Annotated in this window: 14 protein-coding genes; 3 read left to right on the top strand and 11 right to left on the bottom strand. The window is 50.6% G+C overall.

The annotated features are described in order from the left end of the window. Positions 1–121: 121 nt before the first annotated feature. Both AAF564_18150 and AAF564_18145 read right to left on the bottom strand, forming a co-directional pair. Positions 122–961 carry a phosphoenolpyruvate hydrolase family protein gene (locus tag AAF564_18150; GenBank protein ID MEM8487480.1) on the bottom strand — a complete coding sequence of 280 codons (840 nt, stop codon included), beginning with the start codon at positions 959–961 and terminating at the stop codon, positions 122–124. A gap of 78 nt (positions 962–1,039) precedes the next feature. Beyond that, positions 1,040–2,242: a Tm-1-like ATP-binding domain-containing protein gene (locus AAF564_18145; GenBank protein MEM8487479.1), complete on the bottom strand. Its 1,203-nt coding sequence runs from the start codon at positions 2,240–2,242 to the stop codon at positions 1,040–1,042. A 157-nt stretch (positions 2,243–2,399) separates the two neighbouring features. On the opposite strand from AAF564_18145, the gene AAF564_18140 reads away from it, so the two are divergent. Continuing rightward, the gene (locus AAF564_18140) at positions 2,400–3,359 is read left to right on the top strand and encodes a nucleoside recognition domain-containing protein (GenBank protein MEM8487478.1); all 960 of its coding nucleotides are present in this window, start codon (positions 2,400–2,402) and stop codon (positions 3,357–3,359) included. A gap of 56 nt (positions 3,360–3,415) precedes the next feature. Then, positions 3,416–3,958 carry a spore maturation protein gene (locus AAF564_18135; GenBank protein ID MEM8487477.1) on the top strand — a complete coding sequence of 181 codons (543 nt, stop codon included), beginning with the start codon at positions 3,416–3,418 and terminating at the stop codon, positions 3,956–3,958. Between the two features lie 129 nt (positions 3,959–4,087). Here the strand turns inward: AAF564_18135 and AAF564_18130 are convergent, their stop codons facing one another. The 7 genes from AAF564_18130 to AAF564_18100 all read right to left on the bottom strand — a co-directional run bounded on the left by AAF564_18130 (position 4,088) and on the right by AAF564_18100 (position 14,174). Next, entirely contained in the window at positions 4,088–5,305 is a 1,218-nt protein-coding gene (locus AAF564_18130; GenBank protein ID MEM8487476.1) for a histidine kinase dimerization/phospho-acceptor domain-containing protein, read from the bottom strand. After that, positions 5,230–6,180: a hypothetical protein gene (locus AAF564_18125; GenBank protein ID MEM8487475.1), complete on the bottom strand. Its 951-nt coding sequence runs from the start codon at positions 6,178–6,180 to the stop codon at positions 5,230–5,232. Before AAF564_18125 ends, AAF564_18130 begins: the two co-directional genes overlap by 76 nt. A 458-nt stretch (positions 6,181–6,638) precedes the next feature. After that, entirely contained in the window at positions 6,639–7,415 is a 777-nt protein-coding gene (locus AAF564_18120; GenBank protein ID MEM8487474.1) for an enoyl-CoA hydratase/isomerase family protein, read from the bottom strand. A gap of 120 nt (positions 7,416–7,535) precedes the next feature. Then, complete coding sequence (locus tag AAF564_18115; GenBank protein ID MEM8487473.1) at positions 7,536–8,864, bottom strand: ankyrin repeat domain-containing protein; 1,329 nt, start codon at positions 8,862–8,864, stop codon at positions 7,536–7,538. Positions 8,865–9,169: 305 nt separating this feature from the next. After that, a complete protein-coding gene (locus AAF564_18110; GenBank protein MEM8487472.1) occupies positions 9,170–11,491 on the bottom strand; it encodes a TonB family protein in 2,322 nt (773 codons plus the stop codon). Positions 11,492–12,130: 639 nt separating this feature from the next. Next, positions 12,131–13,630, bottom strand: coding sequence for a PKD domain-containing protein (locus tag AAF564_18105; GenBank protein MEM8487471.1), 1,500 nt, complete (start codon positions 13,628–13,630; stop codon positions 12,131–12,133). Positions 13,631–13,874: 244 nt separating this feature from the next. Then, positions 13,875–14,174: an isoamylase early set domain-containing protein gene (locus tag AAF564_18100; protein ID MEM8487470.1), complete on the bottom strand. Its 300-nt coding sequence runs from the start codon at positions 14,172–14,174 to the stop codon at positions 13,875–13,877. A gap of 270 nt (positions 14,175–14,444) precedes the next feature. Between AAF564_18100 and glgA the strand changes: the two genes are divergently transcribed. Continuing rightward, complete coding sequence (gene glgA, locus AAF564_18095; protein MEM8487469.1) at positions 14,445–15,911, top strand: glycogen synthase GlgA; 1,467 nt, start codon at positions 14,445–14,447, stop codon at positions 15,909–15,911. Between the two features lie 30 nt (positions 15,912–15,941). Here glgA and AAF564_18090 read toward each other — a convergent pair whose 3' ends face one another. Beyond that, the gene (locus AAF564_18090) at positions 15,942–17,249 is read right to left on the bottom strand and encodes a type IX secretion system plug protein domain-containing protein (GenBank protein ID MEM8487468.1); all 1,308 of its coding nucleotides are present in this window, start codon (positions 17,247–17,249) and stop codon (positions 15,942–15,944) included. A gap of 60 nt (positions 17,250–17,309) precedes the next feature. After that, the coding region (locus AAF564_18085) for a hypothetical protein (GenBank protein MEM8487467.1) at positions 17,310–19,348 on the bottom strand (2,039 nt) is incomplete at its 5' end.

Genomic DNA, 19,348 nt, shown 5'->3' with positions numbered 1-19,348 from the left:
GCATTCGACAATCGGCATTCGACAATCGGCATTCGACAATCGGCATTCGACAATCGGCATTCGACAATCGGCATTCGACAATCGGCATTCGACAATCGGCATTCGACAATCGGCATTCCCTTTAACCGCCAAGACGAAGGTCTTTAAACCGCCGCGCCTGGGCCTCAATGGCCGGCTCTGCAGCGAGCCGCTCGATACTCGATGCACCAAAGAAGCCGTCGATGCCTTCGGTGCGGTCCAGGACGTACTGCACATCTTCCGGCTCCGCCAACGGACCACCGTGGCACAGTACGATAATATCAGGCCGCAACTGCTTTGCCCGATCGTGCATTTCCTGAATCAGTTCAGCTGCGCGGTCGAGCGACGGCGCTGTTGTTGACACACCGATAGATCCTTTGACGGTTGTATTCATGTGCGTGACCAGCAGGTCGGCGCCAGCATCAATCATTTTTTCGACCTGCGACACATCAAATACATACGGACATGTAAGCATGTCCAGTTTGTGCGCTTCACGAATCATCTCCACTTCCAGGTCGAAGCTCATGCCCGTCTCTTCCAAAATTTGCCGAAAGGTGCCATCAATCACGCCAACAGTTGGAAAATTCTGTACCCCATCAAAGCCCATATCTTTGAGCTTGCGTAGAAATACCGGCATCATGCGAAAGGGATCGGTACCGTTCACCCCCGCCAACACCATGGTGTCTTGTACAACCGGTAATACTTCACCAGCCATATCTTCTACAATGGCGTTTGCATCTCCATAAGCAAGGATCCCGGCAGCACTACCGCGCCCGGCCATCCGGTATCGACCAGAGTTGTAAATGATGATCAGGTCAACACCACCGCGCTCTGCAAATTTAGCTGAGATCCCCGTGCCGGCACCGGCGCCGATGATGGGGCGTCCGGCTTTGATCTCTGCTTTCAGGCGGCGCAAACTTTCTTGATAGGGTATGAAGGGCATGGTTCGTTAAGTCATGTTGCTGGATAGATGCGGCAATATATTGTTCAGACCAGAAACACCCAACTCCTTTCGAAGCTGCTATGCAATCAGCGAAAGAAGTTTCGTTGCAATGGCATCGGCAAAAGCGGGGTCGTTAATGTGCAGGTCGAGTTCTACCAGTTCGACAGCAGGGCCGGCATGGGTCCGGATAGCCTCAAACAGGGCCTTATCAGCAGTCGAATCAAAAAAGGGCTGGCCTTCGGCATCAATCATACTTACCCCTTTGAGTGGCAACATCAACACAGTTGGTCCCTGCGCTGCGTTCAATTTTTCAGCAATGATTTTACCGAGTTGCGCGCATTCGTGTGCTGATGTACGCATGAGCGTAACGTTGGGGTTGTGTTTGTAGAACGTGCGGTCGGCGAAGGTCTCAGGCACAGTGTGCATTGCATGGAAATTAACCATATCCAGCGCACCAACGGAAACCACTTGCGGGACACCTTTGGCAGCAGCAGCGTCGAGACGATCCGGGCCGGCTGAGAGGACGCCACCAGCCAGTTCATCGCACCATTCTGTTGTGGTGACATCAGCTACGGCGCTGATGTACCCATCTGAAATGAGGCCTTCCATGGCCCGCCCGCCAGCACCCGTTGCATGGAAAACCAGGACTTCGTAGCCGGCGGCTTCCAGTTGCTCGCGCACGCGGGTCACACAGGGCGTGGTAACGCCAAACATGGTTGTGGCAATCAATGGACGATCCGTTGATGAAGCCACCGCCTGCTCAACCATCCCGCAGATTGCACCGGCCGCGTTGGCCAGTATTTGCCTCGATATGCGATTCAATCCTGCAATATCGACCACTGAGTACATCATCGTAATGTCTTTGACGCCGACATACGGGTGGACATCCGAAGAGGCAAGCGTAGACACCATGAGTTTGGGAATACCAACAGGCAGTTGTTGCATGGCAGCGGTCCCGAGATTTGTCCCCCCGCCACCACCCAGGCTCAACACACCATCAAACTTACCCGCATTGTGCATTGCAGCGGTAAGTCTCGACACACCGGCGATCATCACATCCAATGCCGTACCGCGGTCACCCGCAGCACGCAGCGCAGCAAGTGTACTGCCGCCAGCTACAGCGGCCTCGGATGCTGATACATCTACAGGTATTGCGGGGTCACCGAGAACCCCTGCATCCATTAACAAAACTTCGTGTCCCCGCGAACGGATAATGTCACGCACGTAAGCAAATTCCTCACCCTTCGTGTCGAAGGTGCCAATCAATAAAATGGTTTTCATCGCGCTGAGCCGGCTGATTAGAACATAACCGATGTTATGAAGACCGTGTGGTAAAAGTCAAAACGATTGAAGATTGTCGTTGCTGCGGCGTAGATTGCGATGGGTATGTTGTGCTGCGTAGATTGTGCTGCCTTTCATCTAATTCCCCCTAAACACTATGCTGAATTACATCTGGGCCGGGCTGCTCATCCTAAGCCTTGTCTTTGCGCTTATTTATGATGTTCGTGACCTGTCGCGCGACACCTACCGTAACGGCGCCGACATCCCCGTCACACTTGCATTCTCAGAGGGTTACGACGCGAATAATCGCCGGCTCGACGTGGAAGTCCGTGTAAATCCCTCGAACATACAGCAGCTATATGGTATTGATGCGCCGATTGACAGTGTGTATGCGGGCGTGCTCGTACAAAATGCTGATGGCCGGCAATTGCAGTTTGCCAAAGACGTGTCGCTTCCGGAGCCACTGGCAACCATCCGGTCCATGATCTCTAAACGCGACAACGACCTGCGCGGCCTGCTCACCTTTGTCGGCACCCCACAGGGGGCCGCTTCAGCAGCAACCATCCAATTCAAAGAAGTGCGGTTTGTAAAGATGTCAGCCATCACCCAGGCTGCGATCGACTTTGCAGATACTGCGGTCTCTATATCACTGGGGTTAATTGGCGTTATCGCACTCTGGATGGGACTGCTGCGCATTGCTGAGACCTCCGGTTTGATTCACAGCCTCGTACGGTTTACCCAACCGGTCTTCCGCCGGCTTTTCCCCGAGATACCCAAAGACCATCCGGCACTTGGGATGATCATCCTCAACCTGACGGCCAACATGTTGGGCCTTGCCAATGCGGCCACACCGCTCGGCATCAAAGCCATGGAGTCGCTGCAAGAACTCAACGAGCAGAAAGACACGGCCTCAAACTCCATGGTCATGCTGTTAGCCATGAATACAGCCAGTGTGCAAATTGTGCCCCCTTCCCTACTCGTAGCCATCATGGGGCTGCAAGTAAATCAGCTCTTCTTCTCAATTCTTATCACCACCTCGCTGTCGCTCATCATAGCGGTTGTAGTAACCAAGTTTCTACAAGGCATGAAGCGGTTCAGGATAGATCCCACAAAGTGATATACCCTGATTAACACAAAGACGAATAAACAGCACCCTGAAAACACGCATATAAAATGGAATATTTCAGATCCTTAATTGATCTCATCTCAGTATTTGTTTTACCAGCCTTTATTATCGGTTTTCCGATTTACGGGCTATTGAAAAATGTACCAGTGTATGAGGAATTTGTAGAAGGCGCCAAAGAGGGCTTTCACGTGTCGGTAAAAATCATCCCTTACCTGGTGGCAATTCTTTTTGCGATTGGGATGTTCAGGGCGTCAGGCGCGCTCGACTTCCTGATCGAAGGGTTGCGCCCGGTATTGGCACTTATCGGATTCCCGGCGGAGTTGGTGCCTATGGCAATTGTTCGACCGCTTACTGGTTCGGGTTCAGCTGGTATCGTGGCAGATATGATCCAGCAATATGGCGAAGACGATATACTTGTTAAAATGGCAGCAACGATGTTTGGGTCAACAGAGACCACGTTCTATGTCATCGCAGTGTACTTTGGAGCCGTGCAGGTGAAGAAAACGCGTCATGCGGTGCCGGCGGGATTAACGGCAGACCTTGCAGCCATGCTAATCGCTGTATGGGTAGTCCGATTGTTATTTGGGTAATTGGGCATATGTATCAGGCAGCAGCATAAGATTCTGGTTCGGGCGTTCGAGAGGACGCACCGAGTCTGACCACAGCCGTAAATACCGAGCCTTTCTGTAAGTTACTTACAACAGAAACGTCGCCCCCCATCAGGCGGCACAACTTTGGCAAGTAGCCAGGCCAAGTCCTGTGCCTTCATATTTACGCGCATAAGACGAGTCAACCTGGCTGAAGGGCTCAAAAATGGTTTGCAGCTTATCGTCAGGTATGCCAATGCCAGAGTCTTTAACAACAAGGGCCACTTCTAGCCCGCCGCCGGCGGCACCGCGGTTCTCCACATCAACGTGCACTGTTCCAGCGTTGGTATACTTGACCGCATTGGAGAGCAGAATATCCAGAATTTGGGCGCAGCAGTGCTGGTCTCCTAGCAGATAGGCCGGCACATCGGCCGCAATGGTATAGGAGAGTGTTATGCGCTTTTCTGTGGCTTCCGGGCGAATCCGACCCAAGGCATGGTGTATAACTGCTTTTGGGGAAAACTCAGCGGTCGTCAACACAAATTTACCCGATTCCAATCTCGAATAATTGAGTATGCTGTTTACAATTTCCAGCAAGCTTTCGCCACTCCGTTTCATCACCTCGATGTACTCCTGCTGCTCCTGATCAATTTTTGTACTTTCCAGCAAACTGGTCATCCCAACAATACCATTCATCGGTGTACGAATTTCGTGACTCATCACGGATAAAAATTCGCTCTTGGCCTTGTTGGCTTCCTGGGCAACCTGCCGCAAGGCTGTTTCCTGTTCCATTTTTTCATTGATGACGCGTGTTTGCTGCCCTACCTGCATCCTAAGTACATTTACCCAGATAAACCCAAGCACCACTACACCTAACAGGATACCAATCGCTGTTAAAAGTAACTCAGCAGTAAACAAGGGCGGCTGCGCGAGTACTTCAATGGAAGCGCGGTCAGACAAACGTAAACTGAATCCGTAAGAGTAATTACGCTGCAGCGTAGTGCCCATTTCGAGTACCGTAATTCCGGTTAGGGCAAGCGTGCTTCCTGGTTTGAGATCATCAAGAACAACCTGCGAATCCGCCACATGGGCGCGAAAAATATACCCGTCTGCATTAATGGATATTACGCGGTCATTATACCGTTCTTCTACATTCAGCAACGTACCCGAAATGCGAACCAGTTCTGCGTCGTGAAAATTATCAATAATGGCGACCGGGGTAAGCTTGAGCGGAGCTAGAGGCTCCCCTGCACTGTATTGCCTGACTATTGCGTTTACAAGTTGGGCGTTATGAATCTTGTTTTCACCCATCTCAATAAAGCCGACAACATCCACAATATCACCGGGCACGAAGGTATACGATTCTTGGGTTCTACAAGCGTGGCACCAGAAGCATCACGTATGTAGAACTCTTTGTTACTGTATTGCTGTGTTACGGTGCCGCGGACGTGCACCATGTGTCCGGTTGCACGTTCAGGTACAAACTGGTTGAGCGAAACTACAGGATCTGGCGGTAAGCTAAACGGATCTGCTCGCTCGGATGATGGCACGCTGATCTGTGATAAATCTTGTACAAAAACGCGTATGCCGAGCAATTGCCGCTGTGGATTGAACAAAGTAGCAGCTACACCATCCAGTTGAATCCGGCGATCAACCAAATGCAAAGGGAGTGGTATGTGGGGTTTTGCCGGCAGTACCACATGAAAGGAGCGCTGATCATTTGCAACAATCAGCATGGGATGCCCCCCTTTTGGCTTCCTGTTTACAACCTCATCCGCATCCATGTCCGGCATGCGCATTACAGCCTGCACAACACCCCAGGCACGGATATATTGACTGTCTTGTTTACCTGAAAAAATGCGTTCCAACGACCGTCCGCCAGGTTCTGGCAAGGGGGCGACACCTTCAACGCGGATTGAATCAACAACAACACTTGGGACAAATTCTCCGGGGTTGGTTCGGCCGTCAACAGTAACCAGGTCCCCTGTCTTGATACCGTATGCTGAACAGCCCGTCGGTAAGTAAATGCCCGCAGTTTCATCCTGTACAAAAGCACTTGTCCACGCATCATCACAATAGGTGATTACGCCTTTTAACTGTACAGGTAGTCCACGGGCAGCATCTTCCAGATCCATTTGTCTGATATCGGAAGCGCGCGTATAGAGAAGCGCATCTGCTTGCTGCGCTGATTGATTCTGGCCCTGTGCAAACGAAATTTGACACATGCACAACACAATGATGAGGCATATCCTCACCCAAAGAGTAATGGCTTGTCTATACATAGAAAAGTACATCAGCGTACTTAAGGCAAACAGATTCCAGATATAAAGAAACGTTCTAGCGTGTCTTTGCGAAGACACCTTGCGTTTCAATACGATGAATTGCCTGGGCTTTTAGGATCTTTTCTTTAATGTTCTACAAAGAGAAGACATGCTACAAAAATGCGTTGCAGCTATATAAATGTGGGCCGAGACAAGCTGATCAAAAAACGCGTTGCTTTCCACGTAGGAATCAGCAAATATTGCAACTTATTAAGCGTTTTCGATATTTCTTGTCTGCTTATTAGAGGTCGTTACAAGGTGTGGGCACACCGGCAATGTTTTTTGTGTGTTTCAATCAGAAATTTCTCTGGTAATGTTAAGTTCCAACGTTTCTTTAAACACCTGATATCGCCGGCTCAGTTTCAGGAGCGGCTCCCTTCTTTGAAGGCCTCAAGGGCACTACGGGTAAAATCGGAAAGCACAAGTTCGCCGCTTGTTCTGGCACGTTCCGCCAGCAGGATGTCCCAGTGGTCGGTACCATGCCAAAAGGCCCGCTTCATGGCTTCCAGAGCAGCCGGGTTGTATGTAGCCATCTGCGCTGCTTTAACCTGAATGGCTTCGTCCATTGCTTCAGCCGTTTCAAAAACCTCATTGAAGAGGCCTTTTTCACGTGCCCACACGGGCGAAGCAAACGTAGTGGGTGCGAGGGTGAGATGACTAAAAGCAGCAAGGCCAATTTTTCGTTCGATTACGGGTCCGACTACAAACGGACCAATACCTATGGCCAATTCGCTTAGCTTAACCGCAGCATACTTCGTGGCAACGCAATAATCGGTTGCAGCGGCGAGACCTACCCCTCCACCAATCGCTTTGCCTTGAACGCGTCCGATGATGAGTTTCGGGCACCGCCGGCAGGCATTGATGACATCTGCAAAACCAGAGAAGAAGGCTTCACCTGATCCGGCATCGTTAATCTGGAGCAGTTCATCAAAACTGGCGCCGGCGCAAAAGGTACGGTCTCCACCGCTTTTCAACACGATGATCCGTACAGCGGGATCTTGGCCCAGGGTATTAATGGCCTGAGCCAACGCAGCCAGCAAATGGGAGGGCATGGCGTTGTGCGCCGGGTGAAAAAACGTAACCGTAGAAACGTGAGGTGCCGTTTCCTCGACTTGTACGTACCCTGCTTGTTCAGTCATCTAATATCGTTATATGCTAAATCACAGCGGAACAACCGCAAGGCTTGCCTAATCGGTCGAGGAGGCAAAACCCACCAGCGGCTTAAAGGGTTTCTCGAACAGGTCTATCTATCACAGCGCTTATTCAGTCTCACCAACCAGCGTTGTATCAGGTGCCACGGGTGTTGTTACGGCAGCAAGCAGGTCGATGACGGGTTGCTCTTCAGCGTAGTTGAGTGCGTTCCGGCCGTTTCTGTTGCGGACATCCGGATCAGCGCCGGCATCAAGCAGGCGCTGAACCATATCGAGGTCATCATCAGCAGCAGCCAGCATAAGCGCTGTTGCTCTGTTTTCTTCCGGCACGTACGCATTTACATCAGCGCCATTTTCAAGGGCCCATGCTGCAAGCTTTCTATTATCAAGCCGCAGGGCTTCCATCAATACCGAACTTCCTCGTGCAGATATCGCCGTTGCACTTGCCCCTAGCGATACCAATTCGTACACCGCAGGCCAGTTTTGGCGCTCAAGCGCAAGCAACAAGGGTGTGTTTTCCAGGTAGTCACGCGATTCTAAATCTGCGCCAAAAGATACCAGATGCGACATCAGGGCCGGCTGCTCGGCCAAAACCGCCTGATGCAGCGGCGTAAATCCGGTTGTAGCATTGGGATCCCAGCCTTCCGCCAGTAATTGCCGGAGTTTTGTCGGCTGATTGAGTTCTATTGCATTGCCAAGATGCCACGACTCCCTATTTTGTATTTCATTCCGAATAACGAGTTGATATACCACGATGACGGTCGAGAATACCATAATGAACGTGATATAAGCCGCTATATATGCCATCCAGGTTTTAATCATCGGCCAGAGCCTGCGGCCAAAGAAGCTGAACGACATATAGGCAAAATAACTCAACCCAAGCAGCATCCCGATTGCTGTGTACGTGAGCAAACTATAATCAAACAATCCCAGGGTTGGCAGCAACATGATTCCAACCAGACCAGAATGGGATACGGCATAGAGGGCAACGACAGCCATTTCAGCCAGGTTATAGCCTGTTTTCCTAAAGAAAAGCCGCAGAAAGATTGCAAACGGGATAACCAGTCCTACATAGGTCAAATTCGTATTTTCAAAGGCGAACCCACTGGTTTCTTCCTGACTTCTGATCTGCATGGGTTTCACTTCAGCACCAAAATCAAAAGCTTCAGCGGATGTCATCAACGCCTCTAAATTGAACACCTTCATGGCAGAGAAAATGATCAGGCCATTCAGTACGAGATAGGACAGCGGGTGAATATATCCAGTTCTGTCGCCGTCAATGTAAGCTCTGAGCATTTTGCCCGGATTCAGTGTAAGCTGGGATGCGGTCCTAACCCAGCCCCTTTCCATATTCAAAAATTTCCTTAGCCCTTCTTTCAGGAGGTAGGCCACTGTTAAGCGTGGCCGGTCACTTGCTGAATTTTCGATGGTTGCCATGTATACTTCTCCGCTCTGAACAAACTTCTCTCAAGATACACCAAGATTAGGTAGACTGCCCAGTATGGCGCGTCGAATGCCGTTTTTTCGAATACCGATGCCCTATGTCGAATAATTCTATTCCAGTTCCACGATAGCGTCTCTCCCAGGCCTCCACTGCCACAAAACAATAGTACGGAGGGCTGAAAGCACGTTGATCCTGTGCTTATCTTATTTCCTAACCTTCGGAATTGCACAAAAAAACCCTGGACCAGCACGACGCGGATCCAGGGTCAGAATTTACCCTGATGAGTAACAAGAGTTGATCAGTTGTCGATACGGAATACTGTAGAAAACGTCGCCCATGCTTTGACAGGCTCACCGTTGAAGGTCGCCGGCGTAAAGGCTGCATTGCGCAGGAGATCCATGACAACTTCATCCAGTCCCCACTTGAGCCCTTTAACTACCTTGATGTCTTGCAGCCGGCCCTGCTCATCTACCATATAACGGAGAATGACGCGCCCACTAATGCCGCCTTCAAGTGCAGCAATCGGGTAGGTAATCTGACTGCGTAACTCGGCTTCATTACGAACAAGGACAGGAGTGTCTGGCAAGAGGAAAATGCCGTTCTGGTCACGCACCTGCTCAAGACGCGCCTGCAGCGAATCGCTGGCTCGGATAGCCTGCTCCTCGTTATTTATTGACGTCGTAATAACCTGAATTTGCTCGTTGATGTAGGTATCATCTGCATTATACTTGAGCGCATTGCGGTACCACTGCAATGCTGCAACCCGAAAGCCCTGGTTCATCAGGCTATCACCCTGGACGCGGTAGTAGTTAAAGAGACTTTCCTGTTCGTTTACGCCGGCGTTTGGCCTTGTCCCAGAGAGGTCTTCTGGTTCTTCAATTGATACGCCCAGCTCTTCGTCCGTGAAGAATACGCCTTCATTAGATTCAGTCACAACACTTTCCTCAACCTGGGTTTCAGGCTGTTCCGGTGCAGGCGTAGCGACTGGCTGTGCAGGTGTTGTGTTTACCTGGGCTGGTGGCGGGTCGTTGGCTGGTGTTTCTTCAACGGGTGCCGGCACTTGCAAGGCCTGCGCCAGCGAAGACTCAGCCTGCTGCTGGGCCCTCAACACATCTTCGCGTGTTGGTTGCTGGATCACTGTTGATTCATCAGATTCTACCACACTGTCAGCGCCTTCATTTACCAACGTAGCTTCATTAGCTAATCCCGGTTCTTGTGGAAGTACCACCTCCTCGTTGGCTGGCTCCTCCCCTTCGGGTAAAGCCCCTGCAGCCGCCAGTGCTGCAGCAGGCCCTGAAGCCTCAACTTGCGCCGTAGCCGGCTGATTACCAGAAGACTGGAAAAGCCCCTGACCAAAAAACACACCTCCGACAAGCCCAAGCAATGCCAGAACAACGATGCCTAGGATAAATGCAACAAATACCTGTTGCCATTTCACCATTTTGGTGAGTAAAACTTCAAGCTCCTGCTCTCTGCCCGATGAGCGCTGGGGTTCAGGCTCATGCGGCGGGAGTACTTCAGGCGCGGGGGTCGCAGAAATCATTTGGGAAGGGGGACTTGGTACTACATTCGGCATCTCACTTTCCACCAATTCGTTTTCTTCCACATGTGGCGCCGGAGCCGGCACCTCCTTTTCAATCTTTACTTTTGCAGCTGTCACATCCAGGCCATTCTGCCACACGGCTTCATGCGGTGTCACTTCGGGCCCATATCCCACTTCAAACTGTGGTACACCATCTCCTTCATGCAACTGATGGACAACCTTTTGCGTCTGCATCAACATATCCAGGAACGCTACAACTGATTCTGGCCGATCAGCTTCCTCAAAAGCCAGGGCAACAGCCAACACATCACACATCTCTGAGGATAACAACGCATCGCGGTAAAGGGCGACCTTTATTTTGCTCGAGCTCCACCCATCGCTTGCTGCAGGGAGTTCCTGGCCCGTAAGCATGTGAAATAACGTTGCAGCCGCACCATATATATCCCACCAGGGACCTTCTTCCGATTCACAGGTTGTTTGCTCTGGCGCTGAGTACCCCGGCTTGATTATCTCGGGCAAACTGTCGCATTCACGGGCAAGCCTGAAGCGTGCAGCCTGAAAGCCGTGCAACAAGGGCTCTCCGTTTGCATCAATCAGAATCGTTCTCGGAGAAACACCACCGTGGTAGAGCTTGCGTTCATGGCTAGCCTGCAGGGCTAGCAACACTTTCTCGATGATGGGCAGTGCCTCTTCTTCAGTAAGCTTGCCTTTTTGCTGCTTCAAGTGTGCCCCAAGCGAAGCTCCAGAGACAAAGTTGTGTACGCTGTAGACTGTACCGTTCTGCTTGAACTGATCTTTGCAGCCGGCAACATATGCATGTTCGAGCTTGGACAACAACAATCCCTCAGCTGAATACGCACCCAAACCGTACTCAAACAAATCGGCATTGTGCACTTCCAGCAACATGCCGTCTGCGGCTCTTTTGGTCAGCTGAAGCGGGTAATACTCGCGTACAACAATTTCTTTTTCGTCTTTGAGGTCCCATGCCAAATAGTTGACATCAAAGGGTCCAACTTCACCTAACACACTTTGAATCGTGTAGCGCTCGTTGAGCACACAAGAATTAGAAAGTATCATTGTCTCATAAAATCGCTGGAGGAACGAACGCGGGGAAGAGTGGGAAGCATAACTGTCTTATTGCAGGAGGGTGTTTGACAGTGTGCTTAAATTTGCGACTTTTTACTGTCCTCCATTTAGGAGTATTGACCTTAGATTGGCATGCCAACGGTTGAAATTGCAGCCACCGTTGGCTTTGTGTCGTGCGGGGGAAAATAAGTACACCCTTAATCCCTCACAGGCAAAAAGGCGCACATTCGACGCGCCAAAATGATGCGCCATCACATATAGCTCTCCCGCATATCCTGATGTACAGCCCCGTTCAAGCCACGGAAAGCACTATGTATTGAGCCCGGGATGCGCGCACCAGAAAGCGAATGAGATTTTAGATACTCAAAATGATAATTCTACCCATCTCCGCTTCCTTTTGACATGTGTATTACAGTAAACCTTCACCCAGCCCCAACACCCCTTACATGCTTATACCTACAAAAACCCCTTAAATTGGCCCACAAGAGGTGATATCTATTTTTTTCTATCGAGAAGTGTAGAGTTGGCACGCTTTTCGTGATAACTCCAATCAGCCAGAGTTTATTTCTCCTTTGACCAGAGCCTGACCCCGTAAGGTCGGGCTCTGGTCATTTTTGTATCTCCCAATTTCTACAGATCGACTATAATAGTCTCTGCCCGGCGGAACAGCTCCATACCATCTTTTAGCCGGCCAACGCTTCTCACCTGCCCTTTACCTTCAGCATACACGCGGCTAAATGTCACGCCATTATCTACGTAGAAGTCTTCCACGGCTCTCGCACGGTCGGCAGCAAGTGAAGTAGGGTTCTGTTCTCCCGGCACAGCATATCCCTCAACCCTGACGGTCATATTGGGGCATTCGCGCAGAATCTGCAGGTTGTCTTGCAGAATGTTGCGGGCTGCTGGAGACAACACACTGGAGTGTTGTCCGAAGTATACAACGTTTAGCTCAGAGAGCTCTTTGCAATAAGATGCCTCTACCCTGTCAACAATTACAACCATCGTCTGGTTATCTGACCCGGAAACGTTCGAGACCGACAAATCAACCGTGTACCGGCCGGCTTCCTGGTAGCGATGTTTAGGATTGGGATCGCTAGACGTATTGCCATCACCAAACGACCATCTGTATTCGAAAGGTTCGGTCCCCACAACATTGGCATCGAAGGTTACATCTGATTGTGTATCCGGCGTACCAGGGAATGAATTCATCGCTACTATTTCTGCCGGTGCAATTCTGGGCACTACAATAACAGTGCGCTCCGCGAGGTCTGCACTGCCGTCATTGCCCGCGTTAAACGTTACCCTGTACGTGCCTGGACTGTCATAACTGTGGCTGGCCTGCTGTAACGGTGATGTGGTACCATCCCCAAAATCCCAGCTATAATATACCGGCTCAGTTGCGCGGGCCATATTGCCTTCAGCTACAAAACTTCCAAGCTCATCAACTTCCAACTGCACGGGCGTCTCGATATTGGAAATATTGATGGGCACAAACGTGCGCTGGCGCGAAAGGTTGAACTGCATGCCCAGACTAAGTCCGCTCAGCAGATCATGGGCAGCAAACAAACCGCGATCCGGGCCATCAATGGCTTCATCCGGCACGGTAAAGTGTGTATTCGCCTCGATGAAAAACAGGGTATTGGGACTGATGAGCACATCAAATCCTATCCCGCCAACAGGCCCCCAGGCAGCGGTATCATCGGCCTGGTCACCGCCAAAGGCAACACCAACACCGGCCTGGATGTACGGCGCTACGGCTGCAGTTTTTCGACCAAAGACAAAGCGCATCAACCCATGCACGCTAGAGAGACGGGTATTCCCGCCCACGCGGGGTAAACCCGTGGCGGGATCGGGGCGCAATGCCGTTGTATAATCACCAAAATTGTACAGGGTACCGATGGCCAGCTCGGGCGTGATTTGATACCCCACCTCAAACTGGCCTTTAATACCCAGTTGCGACAGATCAATGTTGTTGTCCCCTACATAGTTTACAAAACCAAAACTGGGGCGTAGAAAGAGAGAATTAGCGGGTCTACTCGATTGTGCTGATGCAAAAGTGACAGAACACACCATCAACAGCAGGAAGGCTCCAGAAAAGCGGGCCCAGAACCTGGGAAATATACGCTGCATGCTTTTATGTTAAGTGAAATGTTGCTACGCTTCTTTGTATGTAATTTCCCTCTAAACTACTGTGTTTACTTCTTTTAATCAAAATTTTTCTGCCTGACGGTGCCACAAATACTAATGTCATCTCGCAAATGACGCCATTGTCAACTGGCTGTGTCAAATGGCTGTCAGAAAATCTGCGACAAAAAAAACGCAGGATGACTGCTGTCATCCTGCGCTGCAGGCTGGCCTGCCGGAACGTTGATTTTTACAATTCAATTACTCCGTTTTCGCAGAAATAAGGATTGGCATTGTACCAATCTGCTGCTTCGTCGTTGCGCCAGGTTGAGCCGTCTACAAAGTAGCGAAACTCATGGGTGTTACCCGGCTTCAAAGAAATAGCTGTAGTCCAAACACCTTTCTTGTCGTTAAATTTCATTGCGTGTTTGGCCGGATTCCAATCGTTAAAATCGCCAACAACGGCTACACTATTTTGGGCAACTTCTGCAGGTAACTGGAACGTTACGCGAACAGATTTTCCTTTGGGACTTGTCTTTTTATTGACCATGACTCTTGATATTCAATTTCAAATGGTTGTACCAGATTGCTGAGGAACGAAGTGTCTGCCCCTTAGGTTTGCTATGGAAGCGCTTCACGTTAGAAATTTAACAGAAACTTAAGCAGATCCTAATAAGGCGCAGCTCCTCGACGGTGAAGTCGTTTCAAGTTCGTAACAAAGAGTGTTCCCTGCTACCAAAAGGCTCCAACAATTCATAGAAATGGGAGATACAAACGGGAATTTCGTAGTAGAACACACTAAAGAAAAACCCCGAAATCTATGAAGATTTGTTTTGCTACTTCCGAGTGCGTCCCCTATGTAAAAACGGGAGGACTAGCAGACGTAAGCGGTGCCCTGCCCAAGGCCCTGGCAGCTTTAGGTTGTGAGGTTAAAGTTTTTTTGCCGCTCTACAAATCGATTTCAACCATAGACCACGACTTGCTCTATGCCTCGGATATCGAAAACATTTCGATAAAGATAGGCGATCAGCAACACGCGTTTAATACCTGGTATGGCAAACTACCGGATAGTGAGGTTGAAGTGTATCTGGTGGATTGTCCGCATTATTTCCACCGTGACACCACGTATACATCCGATGCTGACGAAGAAGAGCGGTTTATCTTTTTTCAGCACGCGGTGCTACACATTATGCAGCGATACAACTGGGCGCCCGATGTCGTGCATTGTAACGATTGGCAAACGAGCCTGCTTCCTCCCCTGCTCCGCCTTGAATACAACTGGGACAACCTCTTCAATGAAACGGCAACCATGTTGTCAATACACAACATTGCCTATCAAGGACGGTTTTCTCCGGAAGCCATCTACAAAGCCGGCCTGCCTCAGGACCAGTTCTTCCCTGGCGGGCCTTTCGAATTACATGGCGCATTTGCCTTCATGAAAGCCGGCATCCATTTTTCAGATGCGCTTTCTACCGTGAGCCCAACGTACGCTGGCGAAATACAAACCGCTGCTTTCGGCGAAGGACTCGAAGGCATCCTCCAGTCGCGTCAACAGGATCTTTGGGGTATCCTCAATGGCATCGATGGTACCGAGTGGAGCCCAGAGAAAGACGAACACATCGCTAAAAACTTCAGCGCCAGCAAACTAAAGCTGAAACTCGCCAATAAAAAAGCGATCGTTGAAGAAATGGGACTCCCCTACCAGGAGAAAACACCGGTTATTGGGATTATCTCTCGGTTGACGGGCCAGAAAGGCTTTGAGTTGCTCCAGCCTATTCTGGGCGATGTGTTAGACAACCACGAGGTACAGTTTGTGGTACTGGGGAGCGGTGAGCAAAAGTACGAAGACTTCTTTAACTGGGCTCATGCGACCTGGCCTGACAAACTCGGGGTATATGTTGGCTACAACAATGGACTTGCACACCGCATCGAAGCCGGCGCTGATATGTTTTTGATGCCGTCTGCCTTTGAGCCCTGCGGCTTAAACCAGATGTATAGCCTCAAATATGGCACCGTGCCGATTGTGCATAAAATTGGTGGCCTGGCTGATACCGTACAAGACTTCCACGAATTCCACGGCAACGGCAACGGGTTTTCCTTCTACGAATTCTCTCCACACGTACTGCGTGACACGATCCTGCGGGCCCTTGCGCTTTATCATCAGAAAGATGTTTGGAAAGCCATCATGAAACGGGGCATGAAGCAGGACTTCAGCTGGCAGTCTTCTGCCGAGAAGTATATGGCCCTGTATGCGCATGCACGCCAGAATCGACAAGGCTGGCTATAACGGGAGGCTATAATAGCACACGGACGGCCGTTACCTGCCGACAAATCCGCCGACAGACAAGAGTCGATCTGTATTCAGGCGAATATCGTTGAAATAAACGAGGGCGTTGTACAGATTTTCTGGTCGTGACACCGTGCCGCGTGGTAACAAATCGCTGCCCGATGTGTAGCGGTAGTCGTATTGCCCCTGTTTGAGGGTTATTTCTACTTCATACCGCTCCTCGTCTTCATTCCACGACATGCGGTTATCTGGGCCGGCTTTCCATCCGTTGAAACTGCCAATCACGTACAGGTCACCCGTAGTCTTCCCACCCGATGCAGTGACATAACTAAACAACACCTCTACGTATTCAGCGGACACATCGGGATCAGAGAAAGCAGAGACCACTTCTGAAATTACGGTTTGTCCGTAGAGCTCAGGGGCTAGTGGATCACCAGGAAACCGGGCGTAGTCGGGCTCGAGCGTAACAGAAATCGGCTCTTCGTCAAAAGCAATGCGCGCGATGCGATTGCCAAGCCGCAGGTCGCTGATATCGAGGTAATAGTCTGCCGTTATCGGTTCAAATGCGCGATCGGGTGGCAGGTAGAAACGAAGTGCCGGCTGTTGTATCAAACTCGGTTGATCGATGCATCGGGTTTCACTAAACCTGCCATTGCGCGCAAAACAGGCTTTGTAATCAAACACACTACCATCAAGTCCTGGCGGTGGGATGAACACCACAACAGGCTGTACGGACGTGAATCCCCGAGACCCAATCAACAAGTTCTCGATCCCGAGTTGGAGGCTTGTCCGCTGCTCTGTCACAAAAAAGGGCCGCTCAAACAGCACATTGTTTTCCTGCCCCATTTCAGTGATGCGCAATATGTAGTTACCGCTTACAAGAAAAGAAATACTTTCGTTCGGAAACTGGTAAGCGTAGTGGGTATAACTGATATCGGTTGAGCGTGAAGGGGAAAAACTGAGCAAATCATCGCGATGGAAAACACCGAGGTATTCAGCCGGTGACAAGTCGCGCTGCCAATACGCATCTGCGTGGTAGAAATAAATCGATAAAGGTCTGTTGATATCACCCAGGAGATCAAACTCCAGTTGTAGCGCATCCGCCGTGTTGGTCGCAATTACAGGGAATTGCCGCTCCGCGCCTGAAGGGGTGTCAAAATCACTGTTGGCGCCGCGCGTGGTGAGGTATAGTTGCACACTTTTTACTGAGGAGTCAGTTGCGGCAAGTTCTAGCCGGCGGGGTTTGTCCGGCGCACGTTCAATAATAAAGGGCTCTTTGTCTTTTTTGCCCGCCTTGTCTCCTCCTGCACACCCGGCAATCAGCAGTCCAAAAAGCATGACAACAATGGATGCAAGACCTGCTCGGGCAATACCACGCATGAAAAGTCCTATAACCTGTTAGTTTAGCACAAAACCCTGTTCTTCGTGCTGGATAATATAACGCATCTTATGCGCAAAATCGGTGTAAACTGAGGCGGTATTTAAAGCCCCATGCGATGCAAATTGTGTGGCGAGCGATTCTGCAACAAGGGCTGCGGCTTCATAGTCACGATTTATATAGCGCAACTGTGCAATCAACATATCTGCCAACACCTGTAAGGCCGGTTGTTGTGTTTCAGCTTCCTGCTCCCTGAACGCTTGCAAATAAGCCACTGCAGCTTCGGGGTCATCAGTCAGCAAAAGCAATCCTTGCAGCAGATTAATTTCAGGAGTCGCATCCAAAGACGCCAACGCTGCCACTTTTTCCTTTGGCGAAAGCAGTGACCGATTAATTTGCTGGAGTTCGAGATTTGGTGCCAGGATCTTTCGGAGTGTTACCAATCCGCGCTGCTGGTGCGCATACGCAGGGAGCCGCACCTGTGCGCTATCAAAAGCTGCATACGCCTTGCTTGAATCACCATGCAGCGCCTGTGCGTCACCATACTGCACCCAGATGCCGGCAGACACGGGTCGGGAGGGTGCTGCTTCTAACAGGTCTTTTTCGATCCTGTCGATAACAAGCGAAGGCTGCTGCTGGTTGATTTTGATCGCTGCCCAGGCCTGCGTGGCAGACTCAAATCCGGGAAGCAACTGCATTGCCTCTTCAAACCCTGCCAGCGCCACCAGGGTATCGCCATCAGCCAGCGCTTCGCTGCCGGCTCTGAAGCTACGTTCGTGCGCCGGCAGGTGGTGCGGACATTTCTTTTCAAATAAAGAAGGGATTGAAAAACGCCGGGTTACGTAGCTGTGTGTGGACCGGTCTACATGCGCCAGTTGTTGCAGGTGTGCAGCCCAATCATCTGCTAACTGCTCTACAGATGCTCCAAATACCGCTTCAAAGTTGCTCCGTGCATATACCGCCATCACGCGGTCGTATCCATAGGTGTCAGCGAGGTACCGGACAAATGAACCCATGGTGGTGTATGAAACACTACCTCTACCCGTCCAGAATCCTAATGGCGACAAACGCGAAGCAAGGCCGATGCCATTTGCAATATCGATGAACTCACCTGCCGGCGTATTGAGTGTCACAGCCGTCAAGACCTGCTCATGCGGCGTCGGTCGCCCATCTGGAGGCTCAAGGGCCACAGCAAGGCCTTCCACCAGCCCTACAGACAAAGATGCGTTTAGAACAGGCAGCCCAAATTCACGGGAAAACACGTGGCCCAGTTCATGGGGAAAGACAACATCAAAAATATCAGCAACAATATGCATCTGTGGTTGCGCGAGCCATACTGGGGCAACACTTGTGTTGCGCGCGCCTGTCAACCAGTCCTTGGTTTCAGCATCAGGATAAATGTAGCTTTGGATACGTTCTGACACCTCAATCCCTAATTTTTGCTGGATAAATTGATAGCGGTATTCATGCTCAGCAGCGAGATGGGTGACGCTTGCGGTGTCCGTTACAGCCGGACTAAAGTAGATATCGAAATGCGCCGTTGCAATGTGTCCGCCCAGTTCTTCCTGAATAAACCAGGCCGGCGTGTTGATCCTGAGCTGTGCTGCAAATACATAGGATAAGACCAGCACAACCAACAATAAACCGCCACCCCACGCATAGCGACCTGGTTGGCGGGTACGAAGGACTTCGCCGGCCATCCAGCAGGCTGTTGCGAGCAACAGGGTGCGCGCTTTTGCAAACAAAAGCCCCATCCGAATAAACAATTCTTCGTCGTATATCGGTCCGAGTACGCCGCCAAAAATGTGGCTGTAGGTAAAAAACTGCGGATGGAAACCGATATCGTACAGGACACCTGCCAGGGCAACAACAATTCCGCCCACCACAAATACACTTTTTTTCCGTTTCCACCCGCTGTGGCTAACCAGGTAAGCGGCTGAAACAGCCAGGCACACCGCTGGCAAGGCAGTAGTTGGTGTGAAAGCACGGCTGGTTGATGGTGCATCGCACGAAGTCGACTCCAGCGAAATTGCCTTCAAGATTGCAGGTTCAATGTGCT

The sequence above is a fragment of the Bacteroidota bacterium genome, from assembly GCA_039111535.1.
Classification (GTDB): domain Bacteria; phylum Bacteroidota; class Rhodothermia; order Rhodothermales; family JAHQVL01; genus JBCCIM01.
The sequence above is the reverse complement of the archived record's forward strand: the minus strand, read 5'-3'. Positions and strand labels throughout refer to the sequence as shown.